This window comes from Rhizobium sp. P43, assembly GCF_056730705.1.
The window spans coordinates 1,880,436-1,901,925 of sequence record NZ_CM161539.1; the positions used below are offsets into that span (position 1 = coordinate 1,880,436).

The following is a 21,490-nucleotide window of genomic DNA, read 5'->3' on the forward strand; positions in this document are numbered from 1 at the left end:
CTCCCCAAGACATGACTTCAGGCCGGTCGCTTGCGATCGGCCTTTTTCGTTGCCGCAAGGGATCCCTGCCCCGGCTTACACGAAAAAGGCCGCCCGGATCGCTCCGGGCGGCCTTTGATCTTGTAAACCTCAGCGCCGATTACTCGGCTGCAGGCGCGCTTTCGCCAGCGAGGTTCTGCAGCATCGGGGTCGCCACGTCGGCGCCCGTGCCCTTCTTGCGCTCCTCGAGGATGAGGTCGTCGCGCGAGGTGGCGATGCGGCGGATCTGCGTCATGGTGCCGCCGGTACCAGCCGGGATGAGGCGGCCGACGATGACGTTTTCCTTCAGACCCTGCAGCGTGTCGGTCTTGCCGGCGATTGCAGCTTCCGTGAGAACCTTGGTGGTTTCCTGGAAGGATGCAGCCGAGATGAACGACGGCGTCTGCAGCGAGGCCTTGGTGATGCCGAGGAGCACGGGCTCGCCATAAGCGGGCTTCTTGCCTTCCTCGATCAGGCGCTCGTTCATGTCATCCAGTTCAATGCGGTCGACATTGTCGCCGACGATGTACTGGCTGTCACCCGAGTCGGTGATCTCAACCTTCTGCAGCATCTGGCGAACGATCACCTCGATGTGCTTGTCGTTGATCACAACGCCCTGCAGACGGTAGACTTCCTGGATTTCGTTGACCAGGTACGAGGCAAGTGCCTCGACGCCCTTGATCGCCAGGATGTCGTGCGGAGCCGGGTTACCGTCGAGGATGTAATCACCCTTTTCGATGTAGTCGCCTTCCTGAAGGTGGAAGGGCTTGCCCTTCGGGATCAGGTATTCGACCGGCTCGACACCGTCTTCCGCCGGCTCGATGATGACGCGACGCTTGTTCTTGTAGTCGCGGCCCAGACGGATCGTACCATCAATCTCAGCGATGATGGCGTGGTCCTTCGGACGACGGGCTTCGAACAGTTCGGCAACACGCGGCAGACCACCGGTGATGTCCTTGGTCTTGGCGCTTTCGAGCGGCGAACGCGCGAGAACGTCACCCTGAGACACCTTCTGGCCGGGCTCGACCGAGAGGATCGCATCGACGGACAGCTGGAAGCGTGCCTCGCCGCCACGGGCGACCTTGAGCACGTTGCCGCTGGCGTCCTTGATGACGATCGCCGGCTTGAGGTCCGAACCGCGCGGGGTCGAACGCCAGTCGATAACCTGACGCTTGGTGATACCGGTCGACTCGTCGGTGGCTTCGAGAACCGAGAGGCCGTCAACGACGTCCTCGAAGTGCACGATACCCTCGACTTCCGTCATCATCGGGCGGGTGTACGGATCCCACTCGGCGAGACGCTGGCCGCGCTTCACCTTGTCGCCGTCATCGACGAAGACCTTCGAACCGTAGGCAACGCGCTGCGAAGACCGCTCCACACCACGCTCGTCGAGGATGGTGATGGCCATGCTGCGGCCCATGGCAATGAGAGTGCCTTCGGAGTTGCGCAGCATGTTGCGGTTCTTGATCTGCACCGTACCTTCGTACGAGGCTTCCAGGAACGACTGGTCAACCACGGTCGCGGTACCGCCCAGGTGGAAGGTACGCATGGTGAGCTGGGTGCCCGGCTCACCGATCGACTGCGCGGCGATGACGCCGACGGCTTCGCCCATGTTGACGGGTGTTCCGCGAGCAAGGTCGCGGCCGTAGCAGATCGAGCAGACGCCGGTCTGAACTTCGCAGGTCAGGGCCGAACGGATGCGGATCGACTGGATACCAGCCTTTTCGATCTCGATGACATCGGGCTCAAGGATCATCTTGCCGGCATCGACGATGCGCTCACCCGTGACCGGATGATCGATGTCGTCAAGCGCGGTACGACCGAGAACGCGGGCGCCAATGGAGGCCACGACCTGACCGGCGTCGACGATCGCCGTCATGGTCAGGCCCTTGTCGGTGCCGCAATCGACCATGTTGACGATGCAATCCTGGGCCACGTCGACTAGACGACGGGTCAGGTAACCGGAGTTCGCGGTCTTCAGAGCGGTGTCTGCGAGGCCCTTACGGGCACCGTGGGTCGAGTTGAAGTACTCGTTAACGGTCAGACCTTCCTTGAAGTTCGAGATGATCGGCGTCTCGATGATTTCGCCCGACGGCTTGGCCATGAGGCCGCGCATGCCGCCCAGCTGACGCATCTGGTTCGGTGAACCACGGGCACCCGAGTGCGACATCATATAGATGGCGTTCATCGGCTTCTGACGACCGGTCTCCTTGTCGAACTCGACAGCCTTAATGCGGGCCATCATGTCCTCAGCGACCTTTTCGGTGGCCTTGCCCCAGGCGTCAACGACCTTGTTGTACTTCTCGCCCTGGGTGATCAGGCCGTCGTTGTACTGCTGCTCGTATTCCTTGACCAGCGTTTCGGTGTCGCCAACGATCTTCGCCTTGGTTTCCGGGATGATCATGTCGTCCTTGCCGAACGAAATGCCGGCGCGGCAGGCATGGGTGAAGCCGAGCTGCATGATGCGGTCGCAGAAGATGACCGTGTCCTTCTGGCCGCAATGACGGTAGACCGTGTCGATCATCTTGGAGATGTTCTTCTTGGTCATTTCCTGGTTGCAGATGTCGAAGGGCACGTTGACGTTCTTCGGCAGGAGTTCGCCGATGATCATGCGGCCAGGCGTGGTTTCATAGATCTTCGAAACCGGGTTGCCCTCGGCGTCGACGGTCTTGAAGCGGCCACGGATCTTGGCGTGCAGCGTGACGACCTTGTTTTCCAGAGCATGGTGCAGTTCGCCCATGTCGGAGAAGGCCATGCCTTCGCCCGGCTCGTTCTGGTTCTGGATCGACAGGTAGTAGAGGCCGAGAACCATGTCCTGCGACGGCACGATGATCGGCTGACCGTTGGCCGGGTGCAGGATGTTGTTCGTCGACATCATCAGGACGCGGGCTTCGAGCTGGGCTTCGAGCGACAGCGGCACGTGAACGGCCATCTGGTCACCGTCGAAGTCGGCGTTGAAGGCCGTGCAGACGAGCGGGTGCAGCTGGATCGCCTTGCCTTCGACCAGGATCGGTTCGAACGCCTGGATGCCCAGGCGGTGCAGCGTCGGTGCGCGGTTCAGGAGAACCGGATGCTCGCGGATGACCTCGTCGAGGATATCCCAAACTTCCGGCTTTTCCTTTTCAACCAGCTTCTTGGCCTGCTTGACGGTCGAGGAGTAACCCTTGGCGTCGAGGCGGGCGTAGATGAACGGCTTGAACAGTTCGAGCGCCATCTTCTTCGGCAGGCCGCACTGGTGCAGCTTCAGTTCCGGACCGGTCACGATGACCGAACGGCCGGAGTAGTCGACGCGCTTGCCGAGCAGGTTCTGACGGAAGCGGCCCTGCTTGCCCTTGAGCATGTCGGAGAGCGACTTCAGCGGACGCTTGTTGGCGCCGGTGATGACGCGGCCACGACGGCCGTTGTCGAAGAGCGCGTCCACAGATTCCTGCAGCATGCGCTTTTCGTTGCGGATGATGATGCCCGGAGCGCGCAGTTCGATGAGGCGCTTCAGACGGTTGTTACGGTTGATGACGCGGCGATAGAGATCGTTCAGGTCAGACGTCGCGAAGCGGCCGCCATCGAGCGGAACAAGCGGACGCAGATCCGGCGGGATCACCGGAACGACCTTCATGATCATCCATTCCGGACGGTTGCCTGACTCCATGAAGTTCTCGACGATCTTCAGGCGCTTCATCAGCTTCTTCTGCTTGAGATCCGACGTGGTGTCGGCAAGCTCGGAACGCAGATCGCCAGCGATACGCTCGAGGTTCATCGAGGCCAGCATTTCATAGATGGCTTCAGCACCGATCATGGCGGTGAACTGGTCTTCGCCGAACTCGTCGACGGCCATCATGTACTCTTCTTCAGAGAGCAGCTGGTTTTCCTTGAGCGAGGTGAGGCCCGGCTCGGTCACGATGTAGTTCTCGAAGTAGAGAACGCGCTCGACATCCTTCAGCGTCATGTCCAGCAGTGTGGAGATGCGCGACGGCAGCGACTTCAGGAACCAGATGTGGGCGACCGGGGCTGCGAGCTCGATGTGGCCCATGCGCTCGCGGCGAACGCGCGACAGCGTGACTTCGACGCCGCACTTTTCGCAGATGATGCCCTTGTACTTCATGCGCTTGTACTTGCCGCACAGGCACTCGTAGTCCTTGATCGGTCCGAAGATACGCGCGCAGAAGAGACCGTCACGCTCGGGCTTGAACGTGCGGTAGTTGATGGTTTCCGGCTTCTTGATCTCGCCGTAGGACCAGGAAAGGATCTTTTCCGGGCTCGCGATCGAGATCCGGATGCTGTCGAAGTGCTGGGCCGGCACCTGCGGGTTGAAAAGGTTCATGACCTCTTGGTTCATGCCTGTCTCCTTGATGGGGCAAAGAGCCCTCGATTGGGTCGCGGTGGCGGCGAAGTCCCGGGATGCCGCACCGAACCCTGAAATGACAATAACCGCGAAATGCGGCGAAACTCGCCGTCCCTCCCCGATATTGGCCTTCGGGGCGAGCCGGGAATGGCGTGCGAGGCGATGTCCGCCACGCACGCCTTGTCAAACTTACTCGGCTGCGTCGGGCAGCTGACCGTCTTCCGGCAGTATCTTCGAGTTCTCGAGTTCGACGGAAAGGCCGAGAGAGCGCATTTCCTTGACGAGAACGTTGAAGCTTTCCGGAATACCGGCCTCGAAGGTGTCGTCGCCACGGACGATCGCTTCGTAGACCTTGGTACGGCCGGCCACGTCGTCCGACTTGACGGTGAGCATTTCCTGCAGGGTGTATGCCGCACCGTAGGCCTCGAGTGCCCAGACTTCCATTTCCCCGAAGCGCTGACCGCCGAACTGCGCCTTACCACCGAGCGGCTGCTGGGTGACGAGCGAGTACGGGCCGATCGAGCGAGCGTGGATCTTGTCGTCGACCAGGTGGTTCAGCTTGATCATGTACATGTAGCCGACGGTGACCTTGCGGTCGAAGGCTTCACCGGTACGGCCATCATACAGGACCGACTGACCCGAGGGGTCGAGACCCGCACGCGTGAGCATCGCGGAGACGTCGCTTTCATGCGCACCGTCGAAGACCGGGGTGGCGATCGATACGCCACGCTTGGCTTCTTCAGCGAGCTTGACGAGAGCGTCATCGTCGAAGTGCTTCACTTCGTCATGGGCTTCCGACTCGTAGATCTCCGTCAGCTCCTTACGCAGATCGGTGATGTCGAGGTGCTTGCGATAGTCCTCAAGCATCTGACCGATCTTCTTACCCATGCCGGCGCAAGCCCAGGCAAGGTGGGTTTCGAGGATCTGACCGACGTTCATGCGCGAGGGAACGCCGAGCGGGTTCAGAACGATGTCGACATGCGTGCCGTCTTCGAGGAACGGCATGTCCTCGACCGGTACGATGCGCGAGACAACACCCTTGTTGCCGTGACGGCCGGCCATCTTGTCGCCCGGCTGGATCTTGCGCTTCACAGCGACGAAGACCTTGACCATCTTCATGACGCCCGGGGGCATTTCGTCGCCGCGCTGGACCTTTTCGACCTTATCCATGAAGCGCTGTTCAAGGCGCGACTTGGATTCGTCGTACTGGCCGCGGAGCGCTTCGAGTTCGCCCTGCACCTTTTCGTCTTCGACTGCGAACATCCACCACTGCGAGCGGGGATATTCGGAGACGATGGCGTTGGTGAGTTCGACGCCCTTCTTGAAGCCCTTCGGACCGGCGATCGACATCTGACCACGCAGCATATCCATCAGACGGCCGTAGACGTTACGGTCGAGGATCGCCTGTTCGTCGTCGCGGTCCTTGGCGAGGCGTTCGATTTCCTCGCGCTCGATGGCCATCGCGCGCTCGTCCTTTTCAACGCCGTGGCGGTTGAAGACGCGCACTTCGACGATGGTGCCGAAGGTGCCCGGAGGCATGCGCATGGACGTGTCACGAACGTCGGAGGCCTTTTCACCGAAGATGGCGCGCAGAAGTTTTTCTTCCGGCGTCATCGGGCTTTCGCCCTTCGGGGTGATCTTGCCGACCAGAATGTCGCCAGGAGCAACTTCTGCACCGATGTAGACGATACCGGCTTCGTCGAGGTTCTTCAGCGCTTCTTCCGACACGTTCGGAATGTCGCGCGTGATTTCTTCCGGACCAAGCTTGGTGTCGCGGGCCATGACTTCGAATTCCTCGATGTGGATCGAGGTGAAGACGTCTTCAGCGACAATGCGCTCGGACATCAGGATCGAGTCTTCGTAGTTGTAGCCGTTCCAGGGCATGAACGCGACGAGCGCGTTACGGCCAAGAGCCAGATCGCCGAGGTCGGTCGACGGACCGTCCGCGATGATGTCGCCCTTGTTCAGAACGTCACCGACGGTGACCAGCGGACGCTGGTTGACGCAGGTGTTCTGGTTGGAACGCTGGAACTTCTGCAGACGGTAGATATCGACGCCGGACTTCGACGGATCGAGGTCTTCGGTGGCGCGGATAACGATACGGGTCGCATCGACCTGGTCGACCACGCCGCCGCGACGGGCACCGATGGCAGCGCCGGAGTCACGGGCCACGATCGGCTCCATGCCGGTTCCGACGAACGGGGCTTCGGCACGCAGAAGCGGCACGGCCTGACGCTGCATGTTCGAGCCCATGAGAGCGCGGTTGGCGTCGTCGTTTTCGAGGAACGGGATGAGAGCGGCCGCAACCGAAACCAGCTGCTTCGGCGAGACGTCCATCAGGTTGATGGTGTCGCGCGGGGACAGCATGACTTCGCCAGCATGACGGCAGACGACGAACTCTTCGACGAACTGGCCATCGGCCGTCAGCTCGGAGTTGGCCTGGGCCACGTAGTACTTGGCTTCTTCCATCGCCGACAGATAGACCACCTCGGTCGTGACCTTGCCGTCCACGATCTTGCGGTACGGGCTTTCGATGAAGCCGTACTTGTTGACGCGGGCGAAGGTTGCGAGCGAGTTGATCAGACCGATGTTCGGTCCCTCAGGCGTTTCGATCGGGCAGATACGGCCGTAGTGGGTCGGGTGAACGTCGCGGACTTCGAAGCCTGCGCGCTCGCGGGTCAGACCACCCGGGCCAAGAGCCGAGAGACGGCGCTTGTGGGTGATTTCCGAAAGCGGGTTCACTTGGTCCATGAACTGCGACAGCTGCGAGGAGCCGAAGAATTCGCGAACGGCGGCGGCAGCCGGCTTGGCGTTGATCAGGTCCTGCGGCATGACGGTGTCGATTTCGATCGACGACATGCGTTCCTTGATCGCGCGCTCCATGCGGAGCAGGCCGAGACGGTACTGGTTTTCCATCAGTTCGCCGACGGAGCGAACGCGACGGTTGCCGAGGTTGTCGATGTCGTCGATCTCGCCCTTGCCGTCACGCAGTTCGACCAGCATCTTGACCACGGCCAGGATGTCGTCCTTGCGCAGAACGCGAACGGTATCCGGGCAGTCGAGATCGAGACGCATGTTCATCTTGACGCGACCAACGGCCGACAGGTCGTAACGCTCGGCGTCGAAGAACAGCGACTGGAACATGGCTTCGGCCGATTCCATGGTCGGCGGTTCGCCCGGACGCATGACGCGGTAGATGTCGAACAGCGCATCCTGACGGTTCTCGTTCTTGTCGGCCGAGAGCGTGTTGCGGATGTAGGCGCCGACATTGATGTGGTCGATGCCGAGAACCGGGATCTCGTCGAAACCGGAGTCCAGGATCTGCGGGAGCGACTTTTCGTCGATCTCGTCGCCGGCTTCCATGTAGATCTCACCGGTCGACATGTTGACCAGGTCTTCAGCGAGATAGGAGCCGTAGAGATCTTCGTCGGAGGCCTTCAGGAACTTGACGCCCTTGTCGGTCAGCTGACGCAGGAGACGCGGGGTGAGCTTCTTGCCGCCTTCGACAACAACTTCGCCGCTGTCGGCGTCGACGAGGTCGGAGATGGCCTTGGCACCCTTGAGGGTCTCAGGGTTGAACGGGAAGCGCCAGCCCTTGCCATCACGCTGATAGACGGACTTCGAATAGAAGGTCGACAGGATTTCTTCGCCGTCCATGCCAAGCGCCATCAGCAGCGAGGTCACGGGGATCTTGCGGCGACGGTCGATACGGGCATGCACGATGTCCTTGGCGTCGAACTCGATGTCGAGCCAGGAACCGCGATAGGGGATGACGCGGGCAGCAAACAGCAGCTTGCCCGAGGAATGGGACTTGCCCTTGTCGTGGTCGAAGAAGACACCCGGCGAACGGTGCATCTGCGAGACGATGACGCGCTCGGTACCGTTGACGATGAAGGTACCGTTGTTGGTCATCAGGGGCATGTCGCCCATGTAGACGGACTGTTCCTTGATGTCCTTGATCGAACGGGCGCCTGTATCCTCGTCAATATCGAACACGATCAGGCGCAGCGTAACCTTCAGCGGTGCGGCATAGGTCAGATCGCGCTGACGGCATTCGTCGACGTCGAACTTCGGCGGCTCGAATTCGTAGGAGACGAATTCCAGCATCGATGCACCGGAAAAATCGGTGATCGGGAATACGGACTTGAAAACAGCATTGAGCCCCTCGTCGGGACGGCCACCTTGCGGCTCGTCAACCATGAGGAACTGGTCATAAGATGCCTTCTGAACCTCGATGAGGTTCGGCATTTCTGCGACTTCTGGAATTTTTCCGAAAAACTTGCGTACGCGCCTGCGACCGTTAAAGGTAAGGGTCTGAGCCATCGTCGCTCCTTGTCAGTTTGCACCCGGGCCTGCAACAGACGGTGACCGCTGGCCAGGCGGCTCCGTCAAAAAATGGATCACTCAATCTCGTCCCGAAATCCGAAAGGCCGGCCGGTTTGCCGGGCGTTCGGGTCAGGACCATCCTCTTGAGAACCCATTACCCAGGAACCGTTTTCAGACGGTTCCTGGGTAATATGTTCCGGAGAAGTCGGCGGAAGAAGGAAATCTTCTCCCGCCGCATTCCAATATTACTTGACGTCGACCTTAGCGCCGGCTTCTTCAAGCTTCTTCTTGAGGTCAGCAGCTTCAGCCTTGGAAACAGCTTCCTTGACCGGCTTCGGAGCGCCTTCGACGAGGTCCTTGGCTTCCTTGAGGCCGAGGCCGGTGATGCCGCGAACTTCCTTGATGACGTTGATCTTGTTGGCGCCAGCGTCAACGAGGATAACGTCGAACTCGGTCTTTTCTTCTTCAGCAGCAGCCGGAGCAGCACCGCCAGCAGCAGCAGCAACAGCTACCGGAGCAGCAGCAGAAACGCCCCACTTTTCTTCGAGCATCTTGGAAAGCTCAGCAGCTTCCAGGACGGTCAGCGAGGAGAGGTCTTCAACGATCTTTGCGAGATCAGCCATTGTCGTACTTCCTTATAGATGTTCGGTTCGAAACGAACTGGTTTTGATTTGAACAGCGAAAAACCGCCTTACGCGGCTTCGTCCTTCTTTGCGTAGGCCGCGAAAACACGCGCCAGCTGTGCAGCCGGGGCCTGTACGACGCCTGCGATGCGGGTTGCCGGGGTCTGAATCATACCCAGCAGCTTTGCGCGCAGTTCGTCCAGCGAAGGCAGGGTCGCAAGCGACTTGACTGCTTCGGCGTTCAGCGTGGTCGTGCCCATGGCGCCACCGAGAACAACGATCTTGTCGTTGGTCTTGGCGAAATCCACGACGACCTTGGGAGCCACGATCGGGTCGGTGCTGTATGCAATCAGCGTCTGACCCTTGAAGAGATTGCTCATCCCTTCGGCTTCCGTGCCCTGAAGAGCGATCTTGGCCAGACGGTTCTTCGCGACTTTGACGGTGCCGCCAGCAGCGCGCATCTTCGAACGAAAATCGTTCATCTGCGCAACTGTGACACCAGCATAGTGGGCCACGACAACCGAACCGGAAGCCTTGAAGACTTCGTTCAGCTCCGTGACAAATTCGCGCTTTTCCGCTCTTTCCACTGTCTGTCTCCAGTTGATGGGACCGCAATCCTGCAGGCCCCACCGGGTTTGCCTTTGCCTCAAGGGATCCAAACATGTCGGACCCCGAGCGACGCTTGAGGATCCTGTCCCCTCTGCTTGGAGCACGCTCCAGGCACAAGGCAAATAAGGCTCGAACCGAACTTCAAGACGTCATCAGACGTTTAAAAACGGATCTTACCCGTCTCATGAGGGCAATCATTAAGGCCCGAAGGCCACCCACAATCTCGGACAGGAGTGTCTGGTCTTTCGGACCAGACATTTCCGGCCCCGAAAGGCCGGAAACTTGGTGGACCGGAGCGCAACGCTCCGGCCGAATTCACAATCAGGCCGTGACCGTCGACGGATCGATCTTGACGCCCGGACCCATGGTCGAGGAGATCGCTACGCGCTTGACGTAGTTGCCCTTGGCGCCAGCCGGCTTCGCCTTGATGACAGCGTCAGCGAAGGCCTTGATGTTTTCTTCGAGCGCCTTGGCGTCGAAGGAAGCCTTGCCGATGCCGGCATGAACGATACCAGCCTTCTCGACGCGGAACTCGACGGCACCGCCCTTGGAAGCCTTGACGGCGCCCGTGACGTCCATGGTGACCGTGCCAACCTTCGGGTTCGGCATCATGCCACGCGGGCCGAGTACCTTACCGAGACGGCCGACGAGCGGCATCATGTCCGGGGTCGCGATGCAGCGATCGAAGTCGATCTTGCCGCCCTGAACGATTTCGAGCAGGTCTTCGGCGCCGACGATGTCTGCACCGGCAGCCTTGGCTTCGTCAGCCTTGGCGCCACGCGCGAAGACGGCAACGCGAACGTCACGGCCCGTACCGTTCGGCAGGTTGACCACGCCGCGGACCATCTGGTCTGCGTGACGCGGGTCAACGCCGAGGTTCATGGCGATTTCGATCGTCTCGTCGAACTTGGCGACGGCACGTTCCTTGACCATCGAGATGGCGTCGGTGAGGGCGACCAGCTTGGTCGGGTCCACGCCTTCGCGGATCTTCTGAATACGCTTTGCTACCTTGGCCATGATCAACCTACCACTTCCAGGCCCATGGAGCGGGCAGAGCCCTCAACCATCAGCATTGCGCCTTCGATGTCGGCGGCGTTCAGATCCTTCATCTTGCCTTCGGCAATTGCGCGGACCTGCGCCTTGGTGATCGTACCGACCTTCGCACCCTTGCCCGGAGTCTTCGAGCCAGAGGTGATCTTTGCTTCCTTCTTCAGCCAGTAGGTGACCGGCGGCTGCTTCATTGCGAAGGTGAAGGACTTGTCCTGGTAGTAGGTGATGACGACCGGGATCGGCATACCCTTTTCCATTTCCTGCGTGGCGGCATTGAACGCCTTGCAGAATTCCATGATGTTAATGCCACGCTGACCAAGGGCCGGGCCGATCGGCGGGGACGGGTTCGCCGATCCTGCCTTGACCTGGAGCTTGAGCTGGCCTGCAACTTTCTTAGCCATTACTCTCTGCCTTTCATTTCAGACCGGTTGCCCGATCCATTATGCCAGCGTCACGCTGGCGGCTGCGGTTGCGTGGTGCGTCTGGACGGTCCGGCTTAGAGACCGCCATCCTCCCACGCGGATCGGGGAGTTGCCTCCCCTTCTGCGATCAGACCTTTTCGACCTGACCGTATTCGAGTTCGACGGGGGTCGCGCGACCGAAGATCGAAACCTCGACCTTGAGGCGCGAGCGCTCTTCGTCCACATCCTGGACGATGCCGTTGAAGGAGGCGAAGGGACCGTCGGAGACGCGAACCTGCTCGCCGATTTCGAAGGACACGGAGGACTTCGGACGCTCAACACCTTCCTGGACCTGACCCAGGATGCGCTCGGCCTCAAAATCCGGGATCGGAACCGGCTTATTGTCGGAACCGAGGAAACCCGTGACCTTCGGGGTATTCTTGATCAGGTGATAGGCTTCGTCCGTCAGGTTCGCCCGCACCAGCACATAGCCGGGGAAGAACTTGCGTTCGCTATCGACCTTACGACCGCGGCGAACCTCGACGACCTTCTCGGTCGGAACGAGGATCTTTTCGAAGAGATGATCAAGGCCCTTCTGACGCGCCTTGTTCTCGATGTCTTCCGCGACCTTCTTTTCAAAATTAGAATACGCGTGGACGATGTACCAACGTGCCGCCATGTTCGTCTCCGCCCGATTAATTGCCGACGCTCAGCACAAGGCTAAGCAACCAGCTGATCAGCTGGTCCGCGCCGAAGAAGAACAGCGCAGCGAAAAACACCATCGCCAGGACCATGAGCGTCGAAATCGTGGTCTCGCGGCGCGAGGGCCACGTCACCTTGGACGTCTCGGAGCGAACCTGCTGCAGAAACGCGAATGGATTACCCTTGGATGCCATTTAATGCCCACGCATTTACGGCGCGTAAAGCCGACCTTGGTCAGCCCCACGCACCGCGTGTCTGTTTGAACCCTACATAGAGAGCGATTCCCTTTTTCACAAGAGGGAAAAACTCTCCAGCAACTTTTCGGCTATGCCAGATCTTCTTGCACGTCGCAGCTTCAAAAAGCGCGCCGCGCGGACATGGCAGGGGCAGAGGGGCTCGAACCCCCGACCTGCGGTTTTGGAGACCGCCGCTCTACCAACTGAGCTATACCCCTAAGCCTTACCCTGGACCGGAACGCTCCCGTCCGAGGCATGGCGCTCCCTTTAAGACGGGAGCGATGGAATGGCAAGTGCCTTTTTTCTGCTTTTCACCAGAGTGGTCAATGGCATGCCGATCCCTCGGAGGAAATGCCCGGGACACTGGCTAACCAAGCCCCCCGTCGCCCGCCCAGTTCTCGATCATTTGAAGGTCCAGGGGACATCCGATGCGGCGTGACGCGACGTTGGCTGCGGCAGCACACGTGCGAGTCGCGACGCAGCGCTTGCCAGACTCTTCCCTTTGCCTGATAGTTCTGTCGTGCTTCTCGGAGGATTGCCATGATCCGCATCAGCAATGCCAGCCTGCCCGGTTCCGAGTTCGATGACGCCGACATGTCGGAATCCCGTTTCAGCGATGTCTCCCTGAAGGAGGCGGTGTTCAGCAACGTGGATCTCGGTCGCAGCCTGATGACCGATGCCAATGCCGAGCAGATGGTGATCCGCAACGTGGCGATGAACGCGGCTGTCATGGAGAATGTCGTGATGCATGCGGCAAGCCTCACCCATGTCGACCTGAACGGCAGCACCATTCGCTTCGCCAGCCTTGCGGACACCTCGATCGCGGAATGCGACCTGACCGGGCTGACGATCAACGGCTACCTCGTCACCGATCTGTTGCGGCTGGCGGAAGAGCAGTTTCTGCAGCGGGCGTGACCGCAACTGCCTCCCAGGGCATTCCCACCAGGGGCGTGCTATAGCCGCGACCATCTGAACCTTCATTCCCCAACGAAAAAGGCCCCGCTGTTTCCAGCGAGGCCCTTTTTGATCTTGTCGATCAGATCATCGATTACTCGATGATCGAAGCGACGATGCCGGCGCCGACGGTACGGCCGCCTTCGCGGATCGCGAAGCGCAGCTTTTCTTCCATCGCGATCGGAACGATCAGCTCAACGGCAACCGTGACGTTGTCGCCCGGCATAACCATTTCCGTGCCTTCCGGAAGCGACACGATGCCGGTCACGTCCGTCGTGCGGAAGTAGAACTGCGGACGGTAGTTCGTGAAGAACGGCGTATGACGGCCGCCTTCTTCCTTCGTCAGGATGTAGGCTTCTGCCATGAACTTCTTGTGCGGCTTGACCGAACCCGGCTTGCACAGGATCTGGCCGCGCTCAACGCCGTCACGGTTCACACCGCGCAGCAGCGCACCGATGTTGTCGCCGGCCTGGCCCTGGTCGAGCAGCTTGCGGAACATTTCAACGCCCGTGCAGGTCGTCTTCGTCGTCGGACGGATGCCGACGATTTCGATTTCTTCGCCGACCTTGACGATACCGCGCTCAACGCGACCCGTCACAACCGTACCACGGCCAGAGATCGAGAACACGTCTTCGATCGGCATCAGGAACGGCTGGTCGATCGGACGCTCAGGCGTCGGGATGTAGGCGTCGACCTGAGCCATCAGCTCGCGGATCGCGTCTTCGCCGATCGTCTTGTTCGAGTCTTCCAGAGCGGCCAGAGCCGAGCCCTTGACAACCGGGATATCGTCGCCCGGGAAGTCGTAGGACGACAGCAGTTCGCGAACTTCCAGTTCAACGAGTTCGAGCAGCTCGGCGTCGTCAACCTGGTCAACCTTGTTGAGGAAGACAACGATCGCGGGAACGCCAACCTGACGGGCGAGCAGGATGTGCTCGCGGGTCTGCGGCATCGGGCCGTCAGCAGCCGAGCAAACCAGGATCGCGCCGTCCATCTGGGCAGCACCGGTGATCATGTTCTTGACGTAGTCGGCGTGGCCGGGGCAGTCAACGTGGGCGTAGTGGCGGTTGGCGGTCTCATACTCGACGTGCGCCGTCGAGATGGTGATGCCGCGGGCCTTTTCTTCCGGAGCTGCGTCGATCTGGTCGTAGGCCTTGAACTCACCGAAGTACTTGGTGATCGCTGCCGTCAGAGACGTCTTGCCGTGGTCGACGTGGCCGATCGTGCCGATGTTGACGTGCGGCTTGTTGCGCTCAAACTTACTCTTTGCCATTTGAATGCTTCCTGTGAACGAAACGGGGTTGCCCCGGCGAACCGGTTTGGTCCCGCCGTTTAAGGCTTTCATGCGCAATGCGCAAGCCTTAATTAATTGGCCTTCCGGAGGCCGAAAAGCACGATTTCCTGCACCAAAACTTCACGCTGCGGAAAGATCCTGCCGTAAGCCGAGCTGAAGCTGGAAAATCGTTCGAATTCTTTGGCTTAGTGATTGTCTGGTCTGGAGCGGGTAACGGGAATCGAACCCGTGTATTCAGCTTGGAAGGCTGCTGCTCTACCATTGAGCTATACCCGCATTTTCAGATCCGAGGACGAATGGTGGAGAGAGTTGGATTTGAACCAACGTAGGCTGAGCCAACGGATTTACAGTCCGTCCCCTTTAACCACTCGGGCATCTCTCCATTCTTTCGTCCGGATCTGGCGACCAAGCTTTGTAGTCCCGACCAGAGTGCGTCGCCCCCTGATCTGCGGCGGGTATATGACGGCCCAACCGGCTCCTGTCAACACGAAGTTTGACGAAAAATTCCGAAAAGTTTCATGCGCCAGACACAGACGGGATTTTCGCTCCGGGTCTATGCCCGCCCCCTGCCCGCCGCTATAAGGGCGCATGGCAAAAGATCCGAAAACCGACAAAACCGCCCGTGACACCCATTATGCGACGCTGCGCCGACAGGTGCGCGATGCCAAGCGCGAACGCGGCGAAATCCCCACTCCAGGCCCGCAAAAGCCGCGCAAGAGCAATGCCGACTGGACGCCGCCAAAGCTCGCACCCGAGCAGGTTCTGCTCTACGGGCTGCACACCGTTCGCGCCGCTCTGGAGAACCCTGAGCGCAAGCTGATCAAGCTTTCGGCAACGCAGAATGCGCTTGTCCGGCTTGAAATTCCGTCTGTGGAAAACCTCGGTATTCCCTTCGAGACGGTCACACCGCAGGATCTCGACAAGATCCTTGGTCCCGAGGCGATCCACCAGGGCGTGATGCTGGAAACCCGCCCCCTGCCCGTTCGGCGGTTGGAAGCGCTGAAGGACAGCCCGCTGATCCTGGTGCTCGATCAGGTGACCGATCCGCATAATGTCGGCGCCATCATGCGCTCGGCGGTCGCATTCGACGCGGGCGCCGTTATCACGACGCAGCGGCACAGCCCGACTGAATCGGGTGTGCTGGCGAAATCCGCCTCCGGCGCGCTGGAACTCATCCCCTATATCCAGGTGACCAATCTCGCCGATGCACTGGGTGAGTTGCATAAGCTCGGCTTCTTTTCTGTCGGTCTTGATTCGGAAGGGCCGGCGCCGATGGAACGGACGCTCACCGGCGACCGTATCGCGCTGGTGCTCGGATCCGAGGGCAAGGGGCTCCGGCAGAAGACGCGCGAGACCGTGTCGGCGCTCGCCCGTCTCGACATGCCGGGCGCGATCAAGTCGCTGAACGTCTCCAATGCGGCGGCGATTGCGCTTTATGCGTCCCGCCTGCATCTGGCGGCCAAGGGCTGATGAAGCTCGTCTTCACCGACCTAGACGGTACGCTGCTCGACCACGACAGCTATTCCTTCGAGGCGGCGCGGCCGGCGCTTGAGCTGCTCGCAGCACGTGGAATTCCCGTGATCCTGGCAAGCAGCAAGACGGAAGCCGAGATGCGACCGATTGCGGAAGCGATCGGGCTTTCACACCCGATGATCGTCGAAAACGGCGCCGGTTTGGTCGGGCTGAATGCCGAGGATCCCGTCATCGATAGGGATTTTCCGCGTCATTACAGTCGCTTGCGAAGCTTTCTTAGGGAAATACCTAAAGACCTTAGCGCCTGTTTCGAGGGCTTTGGCGACTGGGATGTGGCGCGCGTTGCAAACGAGACCGGCCTGCCCGTCGCGTCTGCCGCGCTTGCCCGACAGCGGCGGTTCTCGGAGCCCGGGTATTTCACCGGGACCGAGGCGCAAAAAGCGGCTTTCCTCGGCTTGCTGTCCTCGCAGGGCTTTACCGCCGTTCAGGGCGGACGCTTCTTCACGCTGATGCCGAAGACGTCGAAGGCTGCGCGCATGGCCGAGGTTGTCGCGCATTATCGGCGCCTGACCGGCGAGACGATCCGGACGGTTGCGCTTGGAGATGCACCGAACGATCTCGCCATGCTAGAAGCCGCTGATTGCGGCATCGTCATCGCCAATCCCGCGCATCGCCCGCTCCCCGTCACAGAACGGGAAAGACAGGGGGCTATTTTGCGCTCGGAACAATCCGGTCCTCTCGGCTGGAACATCATGATCCATCAACTCGTTGCCACGGGGTTTCTCTGAGCCGGCCGCAACCGGCTCCTTTGACGAAAGGAATAGACATGGCGGATTTTCACCAGAACGGCGTGGTTGCCACCCTGCACAATCTCAGGGAGCGCTCGCTGGAGCGGATGGAGAAGGAGCTCTCGGTCTTTTCCGCCTCCCGACCGATCACGCTGATCCTGCCCTCGCTCTATTCCGAGCTCGAAGCACCGGCCCTCGAGCATATCGTCTCCGAACTCTCCCAGGCGCCCTATATCGCCGAAATCGTCATCGGCCTCGACCAGGCGGACGAAGGGCAGTTTCGCCATGCGAAGCAGTATTTCTCTCGCCTGCCGCAGAAGCACACCATTCTCTGGCATGACGGGCCGCGCATGCGGGCCGTCGACGAGAAGCTTAAGGCGGAAGACCTGTCTCCCGATCAGCCGGGCAAGGGCCGCAATGTCTGGTTCTGCATGGGCTATGTGCTGGCCGCACGCCAGGCCGGCGTGGTTGCCCTGCATGACTGCGATATCACCACCTATTCGCGCGACATGCTGGCACGGCTCGTCTATCCCGTCGCCAATCCGCGTTTCCCTTACGTCTTTTCCAAGGGCTATTATCCGCGCATCGCCGACCGGTCACTGAATGGCCGCGTCACCCGCCTTCTGGTGACGCCGCTGCTGCTCAGTCTGGAAAAAGTGATCGGTCACCACCCTTACATCGATTACCTGAAGGCCTTCCGCTATCCGCTGGCGGGCGAATTCGCGATGCAGACGCAGATCTTGTCCGACATCCGCATCCCCTCCGACTGGGGACTGGAGATCGGCGTGCTGTCGGAGCTCTGGCGCAATTATTCCAATCACGCGATCTGCCAGGTGGATATTGCCGACGCCTATGATCACAAGCACCAGCCGCTCTCCCCGGAAGATGCCGCCAAAGGCCTGTCGCGCATGTCGATCGACATCACCAAGGCGCTTTACCGCAAGCTGGCGACCGATGGCGTGGTGTTCGGCAATGACTCGTTCCGGACGCTGAAGGCGACCTATTACCGAACGGCGCTCGATCTGGTGGAGACCTACTACCACGACGCGCGCATGAATGGGCTGACGACCGACCGGCATCGTGAGGAGCAGGCGGTGGAGCTGTTCGCGGCCAATCTGATCGAGGCTGGCCAGGTCTATCTCGACAATCCCAACGCGACACCCTTCATGCCGAGCTGGAACCGGGTGCAAAGCGCCCTGCCCGATCTCTTGCGCGACATCCAGGAGGCCGCAAGGCTCGACGCCGAGGACTGATGTCGGTCTTTCCCTGCCGTCCCGTCACATCGCCGGGCGGCAGGTCAGATCGCCATCGACGGCCACGAAGGTGGTTCCGGATGCCGAAAGCTTGCGCTCGACGGGATGGTCGATGACGCTGGGCCAGGCTTCGATGTCCTTGGCGGCATTCGGATCGGCGTCGATGGCAGGCTGGTAGGCGGGGCGGCAATCCGGCAGGGGGCGATCGGCGGCGAGACCAAGCTCCTGGCGGATGGTTGCCGCACAAGAATCCGGCGCGGCGAGCAGCGAGCAGGACGCGGCGAAGGTGCGGCGGTAACGCAGAGTGAGCTCTTCACCGGCGAGAGACAGGCCAGCGAACTCTCCGGCGATCACATCCTCCATCAGTCGCGTGCCGCTGCGCGCATCATAGACGACGAATGGCATGCCGCCGTTCCAGCCATCGGCACCACGGAAGAAGGCATAAGGGCCAACCGCGCCCCAGAGATAACCGGCGGTATCGTCTTCGATCTTGCGGTCGAGCGTCGGATTGAGCTGACAGGGCCCTTCCGACGAAGCGATATAGATGCCGGCGGCCCCCTTCTCGCCGAGGTCGAGCTCCTTGAGGGCGAAATCGGGATAACGCAGGCAGGTGAGCTTGCCCTTCATGTCAAAGCCGGTGTCAGATTCGGCAAGCTCGACCTCGGCACGCGTGGCACGGTCGAACTGGCCGGTGTCCTCGCCCGCATTGCGGCAGGTGACCGGCGCCATCCGGCCGATCGCAAACTGCAACTCCTCGCCCTTGCCACGAATCTCGTAACGACCGTCGGAATACCAGAAGCCGCTGGCGGCCTGCTGCTGCGGCAGTGAGAACTGTGAGCCATCGGGGATGGTGATATCGGCGGCGGCCTCACTGAAGGAGACCGTCAAAACCGTGCCGTCGTCGCAGGCATATTTGATGTCGGCGGCCCGGCTTTCGGCCGGAAGCAGGAACAGAGCAGTCGCGGCCACGGCAAGGCCGGCATAAAACGTCTCGCGCATCAGGTCTCCCTCGGCTGTCGGCCGAGACCATGCCAAAGAACTGCCGCTGAGGACAATGGCAAAAACGATGATGTGATGAGAAGTGGTGCCCCCGGCAGGGTTCGAACCCGCGACCCCCTGATTACAAATCAGGTGCTCTACCAACTGAGCTACAAGGGCAGTGGCCGGTGTTTAGGCGGAAATCGGTTTGCGGTAAAGCAAAAAATCGCCGTTGGGCTGTCGTCAGTGGTGATTATTCCGGGCGACACAAGACGGGTCACAGCGGCGCGAGCCGAACCGATTCCGGGGCGAAACGGCTTGTGGTTACAGGTAGATGTCCTATACCACTTGGCGACATCTCATCAGGGCTCGCCATGTCTCGCACGTTCCGGTCGCTCGCCTTCATCGCCTCCAGCACGGACGAAGCCCAGGCTTCGCGCAGTGAGCTGATTCGCCTTTACGGTCATACCGAACCTGCCGACGCCGATGTCATTGTGGCGCTTGGCGGCGATGGCTTCATGCTGCAGACGCTGCATGACACGATGAATAGCGGCAAGCTGATCTATGGTATGAACCGGGGCTCCGTCGGTTTCCTGATGAACGACTTTTCCACGGAAGAGCTGCCCGAGCGGATTTCGGTCGCGGTGGAGAACGCTTTTCACCCGTTGAAGATGACGACCAGCAATGCAGACGGCTCGACCTCCTTTGCGCTCGCCATCAACGAAGTCTCGGTGCTCCGGCAATCCTATCAGGCGGCGAAATTGCGCGTCCTCGTTGACGGTCAAGTGCGGCTCGAAGAGCTGATCTGCGACGGGCTGATGGTGGCAACACCGGTTGGGTCGACGGCCTATAATCTCTCGGCGCATGGCCCGATCCTGCCGCTCGAGGCGCCGCTTCTGGCACTGACACCGGTCAGCCCCTTCCGTCCACGGCGCTGGCGCGGGGCCCTGCTTCCGGACAAGGTGACGGTCGTGCTGGAGGTGCTGGAGCCTGAAAAGCGACCGGTGAACGCGGTGGCAGACCATACGGAAGTCAAATCGGTTCTAAGGGTCGAGATCGCGCAGTCGGAGGATACCACAGCGCGCATCCTGTCTGATCCTGATCGCTCGTGGTCCGACCGGATCATTGCCGAACAGTTTTCCGATTGAGGGACCCATGAAGTCTTTTACCTCGACCGCCCTGCTCGTCGCGCTGGCCCTCACCTCTCCGGCCAAAGCGGATGAGATCGGCGCCTTGCCGGTGACGGCCACCTTTGTCATCAGCGGCGGATATTGGGAATCAGGCCCTGAAGGCGTTGCCGGAGCCGAGACCTCTATGCAGGCGGGTGAGCGCGGCTACTACAAGCTGGTCGCCATCCGCCAGGCAGACCGGACCGCCAGGCTTTATCTGCAGATGATTGCGTCCGGCGAGGCAGGGCTCAGACTGATCGAGAGCGTCGAGCTTGAGGAGTTCACCGCGATCAAACCCTATGTAACCGGGATCCGCCCGGAAAGCATGACGGGCGTTGCTGCAACACCCGGCTTCTTTGCCACGGTTTATCTGAAGACCTCACCAACCACCGATCGTGTCGAAGAATGGACCGTGCTGATCGATGAACTCGGGGACATCAAGGTGGAACGGGCGAGCAACTAGCTTCTCGTTAACCACTTATTAAGCATCGCATTTACAAGCCTATCGCGGATTGCCTATGGCTTGCCTTCTGAGGCAACGCTAGGAACCCCGATATGTTCAACATCTCCCCGACGTCGTCGGGCAATCGGTTCCGCCTCAGACGCATCGAACAACTTGGGCGAATGATCGATGACGTGATTGCCATGAAGGGCACTTGCCGTATCGTCGACCTCGGCGGGACTGCCGAGTTCTGGCAGATATGGCAAACGCGGCTCGACCTGGCGCATACCACGATCGAATGCATCAACATTGCGGATCAGTCCCCGACGACGATCAGTGGTCTGCCTGGCGTGACAACCCGGATCGGCGATGCCTGTTCACTTCCAATGTTCGCGGACAATGCCTTCGATATCGTCTTCTCCAACTCGGTCATCGAACATGTGGGCTCCTGGGCTCGGAAGCGTGCCTTCGCATCTGAAGTCAGACGACTCGCGCCATCCTATGCGATCCAGACACCGAGTTTCTCATTCCCGATCGAACCGCATGCGCGGTTGCCCTTCATTCACTGGCTTCCGCACCCCATGCGCTATCGGACCCATATGATGATGCGCACGGGGTTCTATCCGAAGGCCGCCAACCTCGACGAAGCCATGGGTGCTTTGGAGGATGCGAGCCTTCTCGACCGTCGCCAGATGCAGCACCTGTTTCCGGACGCCTTGATTTGTACAGAGACCTTCCTCGGATTTGCGAAGTCCTTCACCGCGATACGCCACAGCGCGGCAGGTGCTACGAACGGCGATACGCGGAACGTCGCGAGAATGGGGTCGGCATGAAAAAG

The 21,490-nt window shown here is 60.4% G+C and carries 17 protein-coding genes and 4 tRNA genes; 7 read left to right on the forward strand and 14 right to left on the reverse strand.

The window, feature by feature from the left end; genetic code table 11:
• Positions 1–139: 139 nt before the first annotated feature.
• From rpoC to AC1PUL_RS09455, 9 genes are all read right to left on the reverse strand, one after another.
• The gene (rpoC, locus tag AC1PUL_RS09415; protein WP_480468044.1) at positions 140–4,351 is read right to left on the reverse strand and encodes a DNA-directed RNA polymerase subunit beta'; all 4,212 of its coding nucleotides are present in this window, start codon (positions 4,349–4,351) and stop codon (positions 140–142) included.
• Between the two features lie 195 nt (positions 4,352–4,546).
• On the reverse strand, positions 4,547–8,680 hold the full coding sequence (gene rpoB / locus AC1PUL_RS09420) for a DNA-directed RNA polymerase subunit beta (protein ID WP_480468046.1): 4,134 nt from the start codon (positions 8,678–8,680) through the stop codon (positions 4,547–4,549).
• Positions 8,681–8,928: 248 nt separating this feature from the next.
• Positions 8,929–9,306, reverse strand: a complete 378-nt coding sequence (gene rplL / locus AC1PUL_RS09425) for a 50S ribosomal protein L7/L12 (RefSeq protein WP_138289762.1) — start codon at positions 9,304–9,306, stop codon at positions 8,929–8,931.
• Positions 9,307–9,374: 68 nt separating this feature from the next.
• Positions 9,375–9,893 carry a 50S ribosomal protein L10 gene (gene rplJ / locus AC1PUL_RS09430; RefSeq protein WP_148160991.1) on the reverse strand — a complete coding sequence of 173 codons (519 nt, stop codon included), beginning with the start codon at positions 9,891–9,893 and terminating at the stop codon, positions 9,375–9,377.
• Between the two features lie 343 nt (positions 9,894–10,236).
• Positions 10,237–10,932, reverse strand: coding sequence for a 50S ribosomal protein L1 (gene rplA / locus AC1PUL_RS09435; protein ID WP_480468048.1), 696 nt, complete (start codon positions 10,930–10,932; stop codon positions 10,237–10,239).
• A gap of 2 nt (positions 10,933–10,934) precedes the next feature.
• Complete coding sequence (gene rplK / locus AC1PUL_RS09440) at positions 10,935–11,366, reverse strand: 50S ribosomal protein L11 (protein WP_006728786.1); 432 nt, start codon at positions 11,364–11,366, stop codon at positions 10,935–10,937.
• A gap of 148 nt (positions 11,367–11,514) precedes the next feature.
• Entirely contained in the window at positions 11,515–12,045 is a 531-nt protein-coding gene (gene nusG / locus AC1PUL_RS09445) for a transcription termination/antitermination protein NusG (protein ID WP_480468050.1), read from the reverse strand.
• A 16-nt stretch (positions 12,046–12,061) separates the two neighbouring features.
• Positions 12,062–12,262: a preprotein translocase subunit SecE gene (gene secE / locus AC1PUL_RS09450; protein WP_006728788.1), complete on the reverse strand. Its 201-nt coding sequence runs from the start codon at positions 12,260–12,262 to the stop codon at positions 12,062–12,064.
• Positions 12,263–12,446: 184 nt separating this feature from the next.
• Positions 12,447–12,522 (reverse strand) — tRNA-Trp (locus tag AC1PUL_RS09455).
• A 322-nt stretch (positions 12,523–12,844) separates the two neighbouring features.
• Here AC1PUL_RS09455 and AC1PUL_RS09460 point away from each other — a divergent pair.
• On the forward strand, positions 12,845–13,219 hold the full coding sequence (locus AC1PUL_RS09460) for a pentapeptide repeat-containing protein (protein ID WP_480468052.1): 375 nt from the start codon (positions 12,845–12,847) through the stop codon (positions 13,217–13,219).
• A gap of 133 nt (positions 13,220–13,352) precedes the next feature.
• On the opposite strand, the gene tuf is transcribed toward AC1PUL_RS09460, so the two are convergent.
• From tuf to AC1PUL_RS09475, 3 genes are all read right to left on the reverse strand, one after another.
• Positions 13,353–14,528: an elongation factor Tu gene (gene tuf, locus AC1PUL_RS09465; protein ID WP_185810194.1), complete on the reverse strand. Its 1,176-nt coding sequence runs from the start codon at positions 14,526–14,528 to the stop codon at positions 13,353–13,355.
• A 223-nt stretch (positions 14,529–14,751) separates the two neighbouring features.
• Positions 14,752–14,825, reverse strand: a tRNA-Gly gene (locus AC1PUL_RS09470).
• Positions 14,826–14,846: 21 nt separating this feature from the next.
• Positions 14,847–14,931: transfer RNA gene (locus AC1PUL_RS09475), tRNA-Tyr, on the reverse strand.
• Between the two features lie 206 nt (positions 14,932–15,137).
• Here AC1PUL_RS09475 and rlmB point away from each other — a divergent pair.
• From rlmB to AC1PUL_RS09490, 3 genes are read left to right on the forward strand one after another with little or no spacing between them, the layout of a single operon-like run.
• A complete protein-coding gene (gene rlmB, locus AC1PUL_RS09480; RefSeq protein ID WP_480468054.1) occupies positions 15,138–16,019 on the forward strand; it encodes a 23S rRNA (guanosine(2251)-2'-O)-methyltransferase RlmB in 882 nt (293 codons plus the stop codon).
• On the forward strand, positions 16,019–16,810 hold the full coding sequence (locus AC1PUL_RS09485; protein ID WP_480468056.1) for an HAD-IIB family hydrolase: 792 nt from the start codon (positions 16,019–16,021) through the stop codon (positions 16,808–16,810). The genes rlmB and AC1PUL_RS09485 overlap by 1 nt, the downstream gene beginning before the upstream one ends.
• A gap of 38 nt (positions 16,811–16,848) precedes the next feature.
• On the forward strand, positions 16,849–18,063 hold the full coding sequence (locus tag AC1PUL_RS09490) for a glycosyltransferase family protein (protein ID WP_480468057.1): 1,215 nt from the start codon (positions 16,849–16,851) through the stop codon (positions 18,061–18,063).
• A gap of 24 nt (positions 18,064–18,087) precedes the next feature.
• Here AC1PUL_RS09490 and AC1PUL_RS09495 read toward each other — a convergent pair whose 3' ends face one another.
• Together AC1PUL_RS09495 and AC1PUL_RS09500 are read right to left on the reverse strand one after the other, a co-directional pair.
• On the reverse strand, positions 18,088–19,062 hold the full coding sequence (locus tag AC1PUL_RS09495) for an MliC family protein (protein WP_480468058.1): 975 nt from the start codon (positions 19,060–19,062) through the stop codon (positions 18,088–18,090).
• 83 nt (positions 19,063–19,145) lie between these two features.
• Positions 19,146–19,221: transfer RNA gene (locus tag AC1PUL_RS09500), tRNA-Thr, on the reverse strand.
• 194 nt (positions 19,222–19,415) lie between these two features.
• Between AC1PUL_RS09500 and AC1PUL_RS09505 the strand changes: the two genes are divergently transcribed.
• The 3 genes from AC1PUL_RS09505 to AC1PUL_RS09515 all read left to right on the forward strand — a co-directional run bounded on the left by AC1PUL_RS09505 (position 19,416) and on the right by AC1PUL_RS09515 (position 21,485).
• On the forward strand, positions 19,416–20,189 hold the full coding sequence (locus AC1PUL_RS09505) for an NAD kinase (protein ID WP_480468060.1): 774 nt from the start codon (positions 19,416–19,418) through the stop codon (positions 20,187–20,189).
• 7 nt (positions 20,190–20,196) lie between these two features.
• Positions 20,197–20,673 carry a hypothetical protein gene (locus AC1PUL_RS09510; protein ID WP_480468062.1) on the forward strand — a complete coding sequence of 159 codons (477 nt, stop codon included), beginning with the start codon at positions 20,197–20,199 and terminating at the stop codon, positions 20,671–20,673.
• Positions 20,674–20,765: 92 nt separating this feature from the next.
• Positions 20,766–21,485 carry a methyltransferase domain-containing protein gene (locus tag AC1PUL_RS09515; RefSeq protein ID WP_480468063.1) on the forward strand — a complete coding sequence of 240 codons (720 nt, stop codon included), beginning with the start codon at positions 20,766–20,768 and terminating at the stop codon, positions 21,483–21,485.
• Positions 21,486–21,490 lie beyond the last annotated feature (5 nt).